This window comes from Waterburya sp., from assembly GCF_058530065.1.
The window spans coordinates 18,567-30,994 of record NZ_JBZNBU010000272.1; the positions used below are offsets into that span (position 1 = coordinate 18,567).

At 39.1% G+C, this 12,428-nt stretch carries 14 protein-coding genes; 7 read left to right on the forward strand and 7 right to left on the reverse strand.

The features are described 5' to 3' along the window. Positions 1 to 34: 34 nt before the first annotated feature. Complete coding sequence (locus AC33VI_RS16275) at positions 35 to 493, forward strand: hypothetical protein (RefSeq protein WP_491783310.1); 459 nt, start codon at positions 35 to 37, stop codon at positions 491 to 493. 106 nt (positions 494 to 599) lie between these two features. Here the strand turns inward: AC33VI_RS16275 and AC33VI_RS16280 are convergent, their stop codons facing one another. Further along, the gene (locus AC33VI_RS16280) at positions 600 to 749 is read right to left on the reverse strand and encodes a hypothetical protein (protein WP_491783311.1); all 150 of its coding nucleotides are present in this window, start codon (positions 747 to 749) and stop codon (positions 600 to 602) included. 234 nt (positions 750 to 983) lie between these two features. Between AC33VI_RS16280 and AC33VI_RS16285 the strand changes: the two genes are divergently transcribed. Further along, entirely contained in the window at positions 984 to 1,841 is an 858-nt protein-coding gene (locus tag AC33VI_RS16285; RefSeq protein WP_491783312.1) for an alpha/beta fold hydrolase, read from the forward strand. Positions 1,842 to 1,846: 5 nt separating this feature from the next. Here AC33VI_RS16285 and AC33VI_RS16290 read toward each other — a convergent pair whose 3' ends face one another. After that, the gene (locus AC33VI_RS16290) at positions 1,847 to 2,299 is read right to left on the reverse strand and encodes a hypothetical protein (protein WP_491783313.1); all 453 of its coding nucleotides are present in this window, start codon (positions 2,297 to 2,299) and stop codon (positions 1,847 to 1,849) included. Positions 2,300 to 2,397: 98 nt separating this feature from the next. Further along, the gene (locus tag AC33VI_RS16295; RefSeq protein WP_491783314.1) at positions 2,398 to 2,973 is read right to left on the reverse strand and encodes an alpha/beta hydrolase; all 576 of its coding nucleotides are present in this window, start codon (positions 2,971 to 2,973) and stop codon (positions 2,398 to 2,400) included. Between the two features lie 212 nt (positions 2,974 to 3,185). Here AC33VI_RS16295 and AC33VI_RS16300 point away from each other — a divergent pair, with 212 nt between their 5' ends. The 4 genes from AC33VI_RS16300 to AC33VI_RS16315 all read left to right on the forward strand — a co-directional run bounded on the left by AC33VI_RS16300 (position 3,186) and on the right by AC33VI_RS16315 (position 7,531). Continuing rightward, positions 3,186 to 4,388, forward strand: a complete 1,203-nt coding sequence (locus tag AC33VI_RS16300) for a class I SAM-dependent methyltransferase (protein ID WP_491783315.1) — start codon at positions 3,186 to 3,188, stop codon at positions 4,386 to 4,388. Positions 4,389 to 4,553: 165 nt separating this feature from the next. After that, complete coding sequence (pheS, locus tag AC33VI_RS16305; protein ID WP_491783316.1) at positions 4,554 to 5,546, forward strand: phenylalanine--tRNA ligase subunit alpha; 993 nt, start codon at positions 4,554 to 4,556, stop codon at positions 5,544 to 5,546. 89 nt (positions 5,547 to 5,635) lie between these two features. Continuing rightward, the gene (locus AC33VI_RS16310) at positions 5,636 to 6,559 is read left to right on the forward strand and encodes a bifunctional riboflavin kinase/FAD synthetase (protein WP_491783317.1); all 924 of its coding nucleotides are present in this window, start codon (positions 5,636 to 5,638) and stop codon (positions 6,557 to 6,559) included. 42 nt (positions 6,560 to 6,601) lie between these two features. Further along, entirely contained in the window at positions 6,602 to 7,531 is a 930-nt protein-coding gene (locus AC33VI_RS16315; RefSeq protein WP_491783318.1) for an ATP adenylyltransferase family protein, read from the forward strand. A 188-nt stretch (positions 7,532 to 7,719) separates the two neighbouring features. Here the strand turns inward: AC33VI_RS16315 and AC33VI_RS16320 are convergent, their stop codons facing one another. The 4 genes from AC33VI_RS16320 to surE form a co-directional block, all read right to left on the reverse strand. Further along, positions 7,720 to 7,923: a hypothetical protein gene (locus tag AC33VI_RS16320; RefSeq protein WP_491783319.1), complete on the reverse strand. Its 204-nt coding sequence runs from the start codon at positions 7,921 to 7,923 to the stop codon at positions 7,720 to 7,722. 100 nt (positions 7,924 to 8,023) lie between these two features. Next, positions 8,024 to 8,317: an RNA-binding regulator gene (rbp, locus tag AC33VI_RS16325; RefSeq protein WP_491783320.1), complete on the reverse strand. Its 294-nt coding sequence runs from the start codon at positions 8,315 to 8,317 to the stop codon at positions 8,024 to 8,026. A 218-nt stretch (positions 8,318 to 8,535) separates the two neighbouring features. Continuing rightward, positions 8,536 to 9,039 carry a methylmalonic aciduria and homocystinuria type D protein gene (locus tag AC33VI_RS16330; RefSeq protein WP_491783321.1) on the reverse strand — a complete coding sequence of 168 codons (504 nt, stop codon included), beginning with the start codon at positions 9,037 to 9,039 and terminating at the stop codon, positions 8,536 to 8,538. Continuing rightward, positions 9,036 to 9,836 carry a 5'/3'-nucleotidase SurE gene (gene surE, locus AC33VI_RS16335; protein WP_491783322.1) on the reverse strand — a complete coding sequence of 267 codons (801 nt, stop codon included), beginning with the start codon at positions 9,834 to 9,836 and terminating at the stop codon, positions 9,036 to 9,038. Before surE ends, AC33VI_RS16330 begins: the two co-directional genes overlap by 4 nt. 178 nt (positions 9,837 to 10,014) lie before the next feature. Between surE and AC33VI_RS16340 the strand changes: the two genes are divergently transcribed. Then, positions 10,015 to 12,396, forward strand: coding sequence for a ribonucleoside-diphosphate reductase subunit alpha (locus AC33VI_RS16340; RefSeq protein WP_491783323.1), 2,382 nt, complete (start codon positions 10,015 to 10,017; stop codon positions 12,394 to 12,396). Positions 12,397 to 12,428 lie beyond the last annotated feature (32 nt).

The window sequence follows — 12,428 nt, forward strand, 5'->3', positions numbered from 1 at the left end:
GATAATGAAATAAAATCTACTATTAGAATTAATCATGGATGATTGGCAGGAACAATTGTGGAAGCAAGTAGAAAAAGCTGCAACCGACATGGAAGAATTATTTGTCGATGTAGAAAAAGCTACAGAAACAGTTGTGGAAGAGGTAGGTGAAAGTATTGGTTCGTTTTTAGAACAATTTGGGTTTAATTTAGTTGAAGAAGTAGATAGTTTTATTGAAAATATTGTTGAGATAATTGTCACTACTAGCGATGAAATAGATGCTGCATTTGGTGAAGATTTCGATCGCTCTGTAGACGATTTTGTAGACGATTTCTATACCAATAATGACTATAGTAATGTTGGCTTTCACTCTCCTTCTGCCGAAAATAATCCCGCTTGCATTAACTGTATCAATTATCACGGACAAAGTTATAACGGTATTTTATTAGTGTGTGGTATGCACCCCCAAGGATGGGATGACGATAGTTGTCCCGATTGGGAAGCCGAGAATTAGAGCTTGTTACTAACTGAAAAGTTTTTTAAGATTTATTTAAGTAAAAATACCTTGACCTATTAATAGATCGAGGTATTTTTATTTACTGGTTTATTTATCGATCTGCCTATTCATCGTAAGCATTATGAGGATTAATTGTTCCCTCGTAGGGTTGGACTCCAGTTGCTGGATAATTGTCTTTAGCTGGACTAAAAATCGCCATAAAACCTTCGGTAACATATCGAACAATGTTCTTTACTGTTTTCGATCCAATCATCTCTCAATCTCCTAGGTAATCTATGTTATCGGCAACAATGGTCTAGAGCAGCGTTCCTTAATATATTCATGATTGTCCTCTAAAAACTGAGATGGAGCTTAGAAAAAGTAATAATTTTTGAGCAAAAGTTAAATTAAACAATTTTTGTTTGTCAATCTTTAAAGAAACAGTTCTGGTAAATTCAAAATTGTAATTTATTATTCTGATTCTAAAATAATATTATTTGCATCAGAAATGACAGTAAATTTACCAGAATTACACCACGGTTTCATCAAAAGTAATGGTATTAACCTCCATTACGCGAGTCAGGGAGAAGGAAAACTGATGTTAATGTTGCATGGTTTTCCTGAATTTTGGTATTCTTGGCGATATCAAATTGCTGAATTTGCCAGAGACTATCATGTTGTAGCTGTAGATATGCGGGGCTACAATGATAGCGATAAACCAGAAGCCCTGTCGGCATATAAAATGTCGGAACTAATTGCCGATGTCAAAGGGATAATTAATGGTTTAGGCTATGAAGATTGTATTTTAGTAGCTCATGACTGGGGTGGAGCGATCGCCTGGAATTTCGCCTACGAACATCCAGAAATGGTCGAAAAACTAATCGTGATGAATCTTCCCCATCCAGTTAAATTTAAGGAAGGATTAAAAACTTGGCAGCAATTACAAAAAAGTTGGTATATCTTTTTGTTTCAAATACCTTGGTTGCCCGAACTTATTTTCCAAACAAACAACTATCAAGCGATCGCATCTGCTTTTGTAGATCTGGCGATTGACAAGTCGGCATTTAAGGAATCAGATTTGACAGCCTATCGCCATGCTGCTGCCAAGCCAGGGGCAATGACAGCAATGATTAACTATTATCGAGCTAACTTTACTTTTCTGGCAGATAATCGCGACTACGGTATCTTAGAAATTCCTACCTTAATGATTTGGGGCGAAGAAGATACTGCTCTTGGTAAGGAGTTAACTTATGGTACGGATGCTTATGTCAGAAATCTGCAACTAAAATATATTCCTAATTGCAGTCATTGGGTACAACAAGAGCAACCACAGCTAGTCAATCAATATATGCGAGATTTTTTATAAATTATTTATTCAAAAGATTCTTTGAAGGGAGCAGCTTCAATACTGCTAATTGGTGCTGTTTCAGGGTTCGAGTTGGGAACGGTTTCTAGTTTGCCAGTGACGGCTTCATCTTCGCTAATTGGTACTGGTTCAAAGGATACTTTTCCTTCTAACCAAGCCGTCAACAAGTCGGGAAGATTTTTTTTCAACCAACCTAATGCAACTATTCTCGCCACAGGTTTAATATAACCTACCAAGACTTTCATCATCTTATTTAAAGGTGGGTTAGATAATTTGGCATTGGCATAGTTGATCGAACCAACATCAATTAAGCAATCAATAATCAATTTAAGGGATGTTTCTTCACGTTCGACTATCTGCTGTAATAGAAGAGTGACATCGCGCATCCTTTCTTTTTTTTTAAGCTCCTCAGGGGATATGGTCTCAACCTTTAGGGATTCCTCTTTATAGGTAATCATTAAAATTTTAGATAAAAAATATTACTCCCATTATCTTATGGTTCTTTGAGAGCAAACACTATATGTAATTAGACACGATTGCTTAATTTTACAAACAATTAATTAGATTCGGTTGCTGAATTAAAAGTATCTTGATATATCTTGTTAGTTTCGCTAATAAAATTAGCTAAATTCTGCTGCACTTTAGCTAAAGCTTTGCCATCTATATAAACTTCTTTGGTAGGATACTTCTCCAATAACTCTAAAGACGAAATTAAATTATCATCGCTAGCAGAAGCTACTAATGTTCCTCTCAAGGCTTTGACGTTGGCTCGTTTTGATTTGGCACTAACAACATCCCCTGTTTGACTTAAAGCGTGTTCTCCAGGAGCAGTATTGAGCAGATCGTAAATTAGCTTGGTATTGGCAGGAAATTGCTGTTTGAGTATCCAGCGCACAATAAATGGGTTTTGATTGCCGAATTTGAGTATGGTATTAATTGAGGGAGATGTTTCCCCAGTAGAAGCAAAAGTTTGTAATTCTGCTACAGAAACAGACTGACTCGCACCTCCATGAGTAAAAACAACCGTTTCTGCTGCCTGAGCTTGGCGATCGCATTTTAAGATTGCAGCAGTCAGCACCAATATTACGATGCTAGTTTTCCTTAACCATTGGGACATATTTGTTATTTCCATTTAATTGTTAACCTCATATATAATTTATGCTTCAAGTATAAAGTACGACCCATTTAGATTAATAATGCCTTTGTTAATTATTTACAGAAATGATAAAAGAAAGAAAGCTAAATATCTTTTAGATTTAGAACTTTGCTTTTAGATAAGGTATTGCTGCGAGCGAGGTATGATTTTAAAACTTCAGTAACTCTATTAAAAACTTATTTCCTAAAATGTCCGATTCCCAAGCTATTAATCAAGCCGTCGCCAAGCTATACAACACCTATCCTTTTCCTCCCGATCCTCTTTCCGATCTCGAACCTCCTGGATATAACTGGCGTTGGAGTTGGACTGCGGCTTATAGCTTTTGTACGGGCATGAAACCTGCTACCCAAGATATTCGTATTCTAGATGCGGGTTGCGGTACTGGTTCGGGTACTGATTATTTAATCCATCAAAATCCAGCAGCAGAAATTACGGCGATCGATCTGAGTGAAAAGGCTTTAGAAGTAGCCCAAGAAAGGTGTCGTCGTTCGGGAGTTATTGCTAACCACGATAAACCCGTGAATTTCTATAATCTCAAGTTAGAAGAGGCTACCAGCCTGGAAGGAGAATTCGATTTTATCAATTGTGTGGGGGTTTTGCACCATTTACCCGAACCAGAGAAAGGCATTCAAGCTTTAGCTAAGAAATTAAAACCAGGGGGGATTTTGCATATCTTTGTTTATGCAGAATTAGGGCGTTGGGAAATTAGTCTGATGCAAAAAGCGATCGCTTTACTCCAAGGAGAAAAACGAGGTGACTATCGGGATGGGGTCAAAGTAGGTCGAGATATTTTTGCCAACCTGCCAGAAAACAATCGCATTCTTCAGCAAGAACAAAAGCTTTGGTCTTTAGAAAATTTCCGCGATGAGGCTTTTGCCGATATGTACGTTCATCCCCAAGAAATTGATTATAATGTCGAAACTTTGTTTCAATTGATCGATGCTTCGGGGTTAGATTTTGTCGGTTTTTCTAATCCTAAATATTGGCAACTCGAAAAATCGATTGGTAAGTCGGAAGAACTAATGGCAAGGGCAAAAAAATTAAGCGATCGCGATTATTATCGTCTGATCGAACTCCTCGATCCCAGCTTAACTCATTACGAATTCTTCTTAGCTAAATCTCCCTTACCCAAACAAGATTGGTCGGAAGATGAAATGCTAAATAAAGCCATTCCCGAACTTCATCCCTGTATGCAAGGTTTTCCCAGTAAAAGTTTTTTAAATTTTGAATTCCAAATGGAAAATCTCTCTGATGATGAATACGAATTTATGCAAGCTTGCGATCGCGAAAAAGGTTCTAAAACAGTGGCAGAACTATTATCAGACTGCTCTTTTGATCTTTCAGGAGTGCGATCGCTCTTCTGTCGGCAACTTATTGTCTTGAGCAATTAAGATGAGGTGACTGGGTGACTAAGTTGTTTAGCGACCGAAAAAAAGTATTTAAGAACCTTTACCCTTTTACCTTTACCCTTTACCCAACCTTGATTGAGTCTCTATCGAAACTCACGTCTTAAGAGGATTTCGTTATATGATTATCTAGGCTAAATATTAAGTAAAATGACTTCTATCCAAGAACAACTAAAAGAATTAAATAAAGAAGCTATAGATGCGATCGCAGCTACTGATAACCTAGAAGAACTAGATAAACTTCGAGTTAAATATCTCGGCAAAAAAGGCGCGCTTTCTCAAATTTTACGAGGTATGGGCAAGCTTTCGGCAGAAGAAAGACCTGCAGTTGGTTCTCTTGCTAACGTAGTTAAAGAAGAAGTTCAGCATGGTTTAGAACAACGCAAACAAGCTCTACAACAAGCCCAGATTGCCGCCCAGATCGCCGCAGAAACATTAGATGTAACTATGCCTGGGGTCAATCGTCCTTTGGGTCGAATTCATCCTTTAAATGGTGTCGTAGATCGAGTCTTGGATATTTTTGTAGGCTTGGGTTATACCGTTGCCACGGGACCTCAAATTGAAACTGACTACTATAATTTTGAAGCTTTAAATACTCCCCCCGATCACCCTGCTAGAGATATGCAGGATACCTTCTATTTGCCAGGAGGTAATTTGTTACGTACCCATACTTCTTCGGTGCAAATCCGCTACATGGAAAATAACCAACCTCCCATTAGAATTATTGCTCCTGGTCGGGTATATCGTCGAGATACGGTAGATGCAACTCACTCCGCAGTATTTAATCAGGTAGAGATTCTAGCGATCGATAAAGGTTTAAAATTTACCGATCTCAAGGGAACAATTAAAGAGTTTTTACAAAGAATGTTTGGGAACGAACTACCAGTACAATTCCGCACTAGTTATTTTCCTTTTACCGAACCATCGGCAGAAGTAGACGTACAGTGGAAAGGTAAATGGCTCGAAGTCATGGGATGTGGCATGGTAGACCCTAACGTCCTCAAAGCCGTAGGTTACGATCCCGAAATCTATACTGGATTTGCTGCGGGTTTTGGTGTGGAGAGATTTGCCATGGTTTTACATCAAATTGACGATATTCGTCGTTTATATAATAGCGACTTGCGCTTTTTAAATCAGTTTTAAAATAATCTTTCATTATCGATTTATCGGTAGGGTGTGCAATACCCACTCTATTGATAAATGCTAAATGGATAAATGCTAAATGAAATGACGTGATAATAGTATCTTCTCCCGATCGAGTAAAAACTCCTACGGCGATCGCTTTGGGTAATTTTGATGGCATTCATCGAGGGCATCAAATAGTTTTGCAACCGATTATTGAATCTGCAATTCAAACAGAATTACAACCTTCTGTGGTTAGTTTTACTCCCCATCCTAGAGAATTTTTTTCTGGGGGAAAATTGCAGCTACTAACTCCCATTCCTGAAAAAGCAGAGCAACTATCAAATTTGGGTCTAAAACAATTAGTTCTCTTGGCTTTCGATCGCACTATGGCTTCTTTGAGTCCTCAAGAGTTTGTCGAAGAAATTATTGTCAAGCAATTACAAGCCAAAATAGTTAGCGTTGGTGAAGATTTTCGGTTTGGTTACCAGCGACAAGGAACGGCAAAAGATTTAAACAATCTCGCTCGCCAACATAACATTAAAGTACATCTCAATTCTTTACATAAATATCGAGACAATAGCGATCGCTCGGTAAGAATCAGTAGCTCTCTAATTCGTCAGGCTCTATTAAATGGCGAAATTAAAGCAGCCAACCATATGTTAGGCAGACCCTATCGGCTAAGGGGTAAAGTAGTTAAAGGACGGCAGTTAGGCAGGACAATCGGTTTCCCTACGGCTAATCTGGAACTACCTCCAGAAAAGTTTCTGCCCAGCTATGGAGTCTATGCTGTCGATGTTTTGTTAGATGACTCTACTGTTAAAGGAGTAATGAATATTGGTTGTCGACCTACAGTAGATGGCGAAAATCCTACTATTGAAGTACACTTGCTCGATTGGTCTGGAGATATCTACGGTCGAGAACTAAAAGTGAATTTAAAACAGTTTTTGCGTTCCGAACAAAAGTTTGATTCTCTAGAAGCCTTGAAACAACAAATTGTTAAAGATTGTCAAGCAGCAGCCGAAAACTTCTAATCTAGGATAGATAATCGATCCCTATCGAGCGCATCGTCAATTATGTCAGAAGCAATCACCAACCCCCCAGCTAGCTTTCTTCTCAAACCAGGTACATTATGGTCGAGAACTAAAGAACAAACTAAATTTGCCCGCGAATCTGGTGCGTTAAAGTCAATTGAAACCCAATATCAATTGATCGAACAAGAAGATATTTTATTTGTGGTGCGTACTAAGGGTAATTTGAAAGGCAAAGAACGAGCCAAAAAAAAACAAAAGCAGCTTGAAAAAAAAACAGGCAAAAGATGCGATCCGTTTTTACCTTACGAACCAGATATGTTTGTAGGAGATATTTCTTCCAGTCATCTTTGTTTGCTCAATAAATTTAACGTTGTAGACCATCATCTTTTAATTGTGACTCGTGCTTTTGAAGAACAAACCGACCTTTTGAACCTCAAAGATTTTGCTGCTTTGTGGTCTTGTTTGCAAGAAATAGATGGTTTGGCTTTTTATAATGGTGGAGAAATAGCAGGAGCATCCCAAAGACACAAACATCTCCAGTTAATCCCTTTACCTTTTATGGCAGATGTAGTTCATCTCCCCATTGCTAAGGCAGTCGCTAATATTAATTGGCAAAATTCTTTTGGTACAATTGCCAGTTTCCCTTTTCGTCATGCAATAGCTAAATTAAACATCAACCCTACAGATGCTTTTACAGCAGCCAAACAAATGTGGCAACAATACCAGCGACTGCTAAATAAAGTTGGCTTTGAGTTAGACCCCGACAGCAAAACCCAACCAGGGGCTTATAATCTATTAACTACTAGAAATTGGATGCTAATTGTACCGCGATCGCAAGATTCTTTTGCTAATATTCCCATCAATTCTCTAGGCTTTGCTGGCTCTTTGTTCGTGCGCGATCGCAATTCTTTAGAACTCCTCAAACAAACAACTCCTCTAAAACTTTTAGAAAAAGTAGCTATTAGAAATTAATAATTGTTTACTACCTACTACCCATCTCGATCCCGCTTTATTATCACCCTTTAGGGAAGACGGGACTACCTAAAAACGATAACTCAGAAAACACGAAAATTAATTAGATAACACAAAAAAAAGCCCTTGGATTGAAAGATAAAGAAAATCCCTTTCAATCAAGAGCTAATTACACTAATATTTCTCGTTTAGTTATTACCAGCAACTGTAGAAGTTCCAGACTTAGAAGATTGGTTCTCTTCTGTAGTCTCCTGTTTCTCATTATTGTTACTATTATTGTTGTAGTTGCGTTTGCCACGATTTCCATAACGACTAGTTGTTTTACGGAATTTACGAGCGTTAATTTTATTTCTAGCTGCTTTTTCTTTTTTTGCGTTACGACGTTTAGCCATTTATATAGAATTCCTCATTACACAGTAAAACGCTTCTGAGAGTCCTTAGTATCATAAACTAGTTACTCCCCAGAAGCGCAATTCAATTTATTGTTGAAGCTTAAAAGCGATCGTTACGACGACCACCGCCGCCGCCGAAAGAACTTCTGTTTTCGCGGGGTCTGGCTTTATTAACCTTTAATTCACGACCCATCCATTCTGCGCCATCGAGGGTTTCGATCGCTTTTTCTTCTTGCTCGTCTGTTTCCATTTCGACAAAGCCGAAACCACGTTTCCGACCAGTTTCGCGATCAGTAGGAAGATGAACGCGCTTTACATTTCCATATTCTGCAAATACTTCGTTTAAATCTTCCTGGTTAACCTCGTAGCTAAGGTTACCGATGTAAATTGACATGAATTGTAATGTCTCCTCAATGCTGTTGTGATGTAGAGAGTTAAATCTTCGGAAAAAAGCTAATCAATACTTTACGGGAAAACCTATCAATATCGAATACAAACTGGATTGCCGATTTTTATCTCAATATGAATCCTAACACTTTATGCTATAAATGCTAGAAAAAAAAGTAATATAATTAGAAAAATAATTATTTATGCCCTAGCAATTAGTTACAATTACATACTTACCAAAAACTTTTCTACTAACAATTCTACAACAGGAATAGAAGCAGAAGTAGCAATAGTGGAGGGATAAACCAGATCGCCCCAATCTGGATGTTGGATTAAAGAACAGTTTTGATAGGCAATTGTCGGATAATCTAGCAAAGTAGCAACGGTAGCATTGTCATCGATTCTAGACTTTCCCTGTTGTGACAGTAATGGATAGCCATTGCGAGGATCGAAAATGTCGCTAAGATAGCCGCGATCGCGCAATGCAAAACTCAATTCCCAACCAAAACGAATAAATTTAACTCTCAGGCGGTCTTTTTCTCGAACAACCGACTCATCTGACTTGCGGAGCGAAACGCGAGATTTTTGTAACACTAAAATCAACAAATTGACAGAAACATTCCAATCTGGCAAAAGCTGTCCTTGATTTTTCTTAACAAACAAGTGGGGAGTGACGATCCAGATCTGAACTTCTTGAGTTTTTGTGGCAAATTGCTTCTTTATTTTCATTCGTTAAATAATTTTGCATCATAAAGATGTTTGACGATCGCAGCATCGGTTAAGTTGTATTGCAAGGGAGTAATCGTAATATAGCGATCGCGAATTGCTTGTACGTCAGTCAAGATATGAGGCGGTAAATTAATATCTTCTGGCTGTTCTATATCTTCAATAATTTCTCCTTCCAGCCAATAATAACTTTTACCCCTAGGATCGAATCTTTTGGCAAATTTCTCAATGTAGCGACGCAAACCTTGACGAGTCACTGCCACTCCCACAATCTCTGTAGCGGATATTGGAGGCACGTTAATGCTGAGTAACGGAGGTTTAGGATAATCTGCCCCTGATAGTTGTTGCAATAGCTTTAAAGCGAAATCTGCTGCGGGTTGAAATTCAAAATGAGAAAAACTAGCCAAACTAAAGGCAACGCTAGGAATTCCTTCTAAAACTCCCTCCATTGCTGCCGATACAGTCCCTGAATATAAAACATCAGTACCCAGGTTTGGACCATGATTGATGCCCGAAAACACAAAATCTGGACGTTCTTTTAGAACCGCACTCAGAGCAAATTTAACGCAGTCGGCGGGAGTCCCCGAACAAGACCAAGCTATAACATCTTCATCAAATACCGAGTCTACTTCCTTGGCTCTAATGGGTTGATGTAAAGTTAAACCGTGTCCCGTAGCAGAACGTTCGCGATCTGGACATACAACCGTTACTTTATGTCCTGCTTGAGCTAAGGTATTGGCTAAAGTTCTTACTCCTAAAGCAAAAATTCCATCGTCGTTACTAATTAAAATATTGCTCATCGATCGACAATTGAGGAAATTAGATAAGGTTTAAAATCTAACATGATATTTAGATAGATATAGATTCGGATTTCAAACCACATATAGAGTAATATAAGCTTAATTTTATCAATGAAACGCTATATGCAGTAAAAGTTGAGTTATAGTAGAAGACCAGAATAATTAATTTTGCCTTAGTATGCAGCCAGTTTCATCGCCAACCAGTAGTAGTTCCTACCTTACAGCCAATTCAGTTTCTGAATCTTTAACTACACAAGTCGAACAAACAACGGGAAATGCTACATTTAGCAAGCTAGTAGCCACAGAAAATAAAGCGATCGAGACAGTCGAGTCTCATCCAAATATTCAGGTCGTTAGAAGAGATGGTTCTCTAACGCCTCTAGATATTACCAAAATTCGCGCTGTGGTTGAGTGGGCTTGCGACGGATATAGCGTCAATACGATCGCCCTCGAAGCAGGTTTGACCGCTAGATTGCGTAATGGTGTAACCACTAGAGATATTCAGGACAATTTAATCGATTGTGCTTTAGGAATGTGCAGCCCAGACGAACCAGAATGGCGTTATGTAGCTGGTAGATTGCACGTTTGGAATCTGTGGAAAGATACTCAAGTGGCTCGTGGTTTTGGTTATGGAGACTACGAGAAGGTAGTTAGATTGCAAGTAGATGCCGAACGCTACGATCGCGGGATCTTAAAATATTCCACCGAAGAGTTACAAGAAGCAGGAACTTGGATTAATTCAAACTGGGATAAAGATTATGATTATGCAGGGGCGGTATTGTTGAGCAAACGATATTTGCTCGATCGCGAACTTCCTCAAGAGGCTTTTCTCACTTGCGCTTTGTTGTTAGCTTCCAACGAAGACAAGAGCATCAGATTGACTATAGCTAGAAAATTTTATCAAGCGATCGCCAAACGTAAGATTTCTTTAGCCACACCGATTTTAGCCAATTTAAGAGTTCCCAATGGTTCTTTGAGTAGCTGCTTTATTATCGCCATGGACGATAATTTAGAAAGCATTTTTGAAGAAATTACTAACGCCGCCCGCATCTCGAAAAACGGCGGTGGTGTGGGAGTCAATGTCAGTCGCATTCGCGCCACTGGTAGTTGGGTAATGGGTAAAGAAAATGCTTCTGGAGGTGTAATTCCTTGGATCAAGCTTCTCAACGATACGGCGATCGCTGTCAATCAGGGCGGTAGAAGGGCTGGTGCGGTAACCATTGGTTTGGATATTTGGCATCTAGACGTACCCGAATTTTTGGAAATGCAAGCGGAAAATGGCGATCGCCGTCGCAAGGCTTATGATGTATTTCCTCAATTAGTCATCGTCGATGAATTTATGCGTCGGGTGCAAAACAAGCAACAATGGACGCTAGTAGATCCCTATGAAGTGAAAGAGCAATTGGGTATCGATCTGGCAGCTACTTGGGGGGAAAGTTTTGAAGCGGCTTACCAACAAATTGAAGCAGAATTAGGCAAGAAAATTAATCTTTATAAAACTGTAGACGCTCGCGAATTGTTCAAGCACATGATGCGTAGTCAGGTAGAGACGGGAATGCCCTATATGGCGTTTAAAGACACCATTAACAGGGCAAACCCCAACAAGCACGAAGGCTATATTCCTGGGGTGAATTTGTGTTGTGAAAGCTTCAGTAACGTTAAGGCTGGAGTTGAAGCTCACTGTTGTAACTTAGTTTCTCTCAATCTAGCTAATTTAGAAAAATCCGAAATCGCTGAAATCTCTCAACTAGCAGTGAGAATTCTCGACAACACCATCGATATTACCAAACCTCCCTTTGCCGACAGTAAAACCCATAACGACAAATACCGCACTATTGGTGTAGGTTGTATGGGCTTGGCTGACTGGCTGGCTAAAAATCATTTGACCTACACTCACCTCACCGAAATCAGTAGTCTATTTGAAGAAGTAGCCTATTGGTGTACTTTTGCTTCCATGGAATTAGCTAAAGAGCGGGGTGCTTATGGTGCTTTTCCTGATAGCGAATGGAGTAAAGGTAAATTACTCGGTGCTAAAACTATAGACGAAATTACTGCCATTGCCGAAGATAGCGATCGCTGGATACAACTAGCAGAAGACATTCAAACCTATGGCATTCGCAACTCCCATATAACTGCGATCGCCCCTAATACTTCTTCCTCTTTAGTGCAAGGTTGCACTGCCAGCATTCTTCCCGTATATAGTAAATTCTTCTACGATAAGTGGGCAAAAGGTACAGTACCCATCGCACCACCTTTTATTCAAGAATGTTTCTGGTTTTATCGCGAAAACAAAAGTCTCGATCAAAAAACTGTAGTTAAAGCCGTAGCTACCATGCAGCAATGGATCGATACAGGTATTTCGATGGAATTATTATTTAACCTCAATCAAGGTGTCTATTTCCCTGAAGAACCAGAAAGAGCGGTTAAAGCTAAAGATATTTTTGACACCCTAATGATGGCATGGCGTGAGGGTTGCAAAGCCGTTTACTATATTCGCACCGTACAAAAAGACGACTTTAAAGAAAAAGCAGATGAAGCCTGTGCGGCTTGTGCCAATTAACCACTATTTTCAATGGATGATTTTAAAAAACG

Coding starts and splice junctions, on each gene's coding strand:
- AC33VI_RS16275 (WP_491783310.1), top strand. CDS start 35: ATGGATGATTGGCAGGAACAATTGTGGAAGCAAGTAGAAAAAGCTGCA.
- AC33VI_RS16280 (WP_491783311.1), bottom strand. CDS start 749: ATGATTGGATCGAAAACAGTAAAGAACATTGTTCGATATGTTACCGAA.
- AC33VI_RS16285 (WP_491783312.1), top strand. CDS start 984: ATGACAGTAAATTTACCAGAATTACACCACGGTTTCATCAAAAGTAAT.
- AC33VI_RS16290 (WP_491783313.1), bottom strand. CDS start 2,299: ATGATTACCTATAAAGAGGAATCCCTAAAGGTTGAGACCATATCCCCT.
- AC33VI_RS16295 (WP_491783314.1), bottom strand. CDS start 2,973: ATGGAAATAACAAATATGTCCCAATGGTTAAGGAAAACTAGCATCGTA.
- AC33VI_RS16300 (WP_491783315.1), top strand. CDS start 3,186: ATGTCCGATTCCCAAGCTATTAATCAAGCCGTCGCCAAGCTATACAAC.
- pheS (WP_491783316.1), top strand. CDS start 4,554: ATGACTTCTATCCAAGAACAACTAAAAGAATTAAATAAAGAAGCTATA.
- AC33VI_RS16315 (WP_491783318.1), top strand. CDS start 6,602: ATGTCAGAAGCAATCACCAACCCCCCAGCTAGCTTTCTTCTCAAACCA.
- AC33VI_RS16320 (WP_491783319.1), bottom strand. CDS start 7,923: ATGGCTAAACGTCGTAACGCAAAAAAAGAAAAAGCAGCTAGAAATAAA.
- rbp (WP_491783320.1), bottom strand. CDS start 8,317: ATGTCAATTTACATCGGTAACCTTAGCTACGAGGTTAACCAGGAAGAT.
- AC33VI_RS16330 (WP_491783321.1), bottom strand. CDS start 9,039: ATGAAAATAAAGAAGCAATTTGCCACAAAAACTCAAGAAGTTCAGATC.
- surE (WP_491783322.1), bottom strand. CDS start 9,836: ATGAGCAATATTTTAATTAGTAACGACGATGGAATTTTTGCTTTAGGA.
- AC33VI_RS16340 (WP_491783323.1), top strand. CDS start 10,015: ATGCAGCCAGTTTCATCGCCAACCAGTAGTAGTTCCTACCTTACAGCC.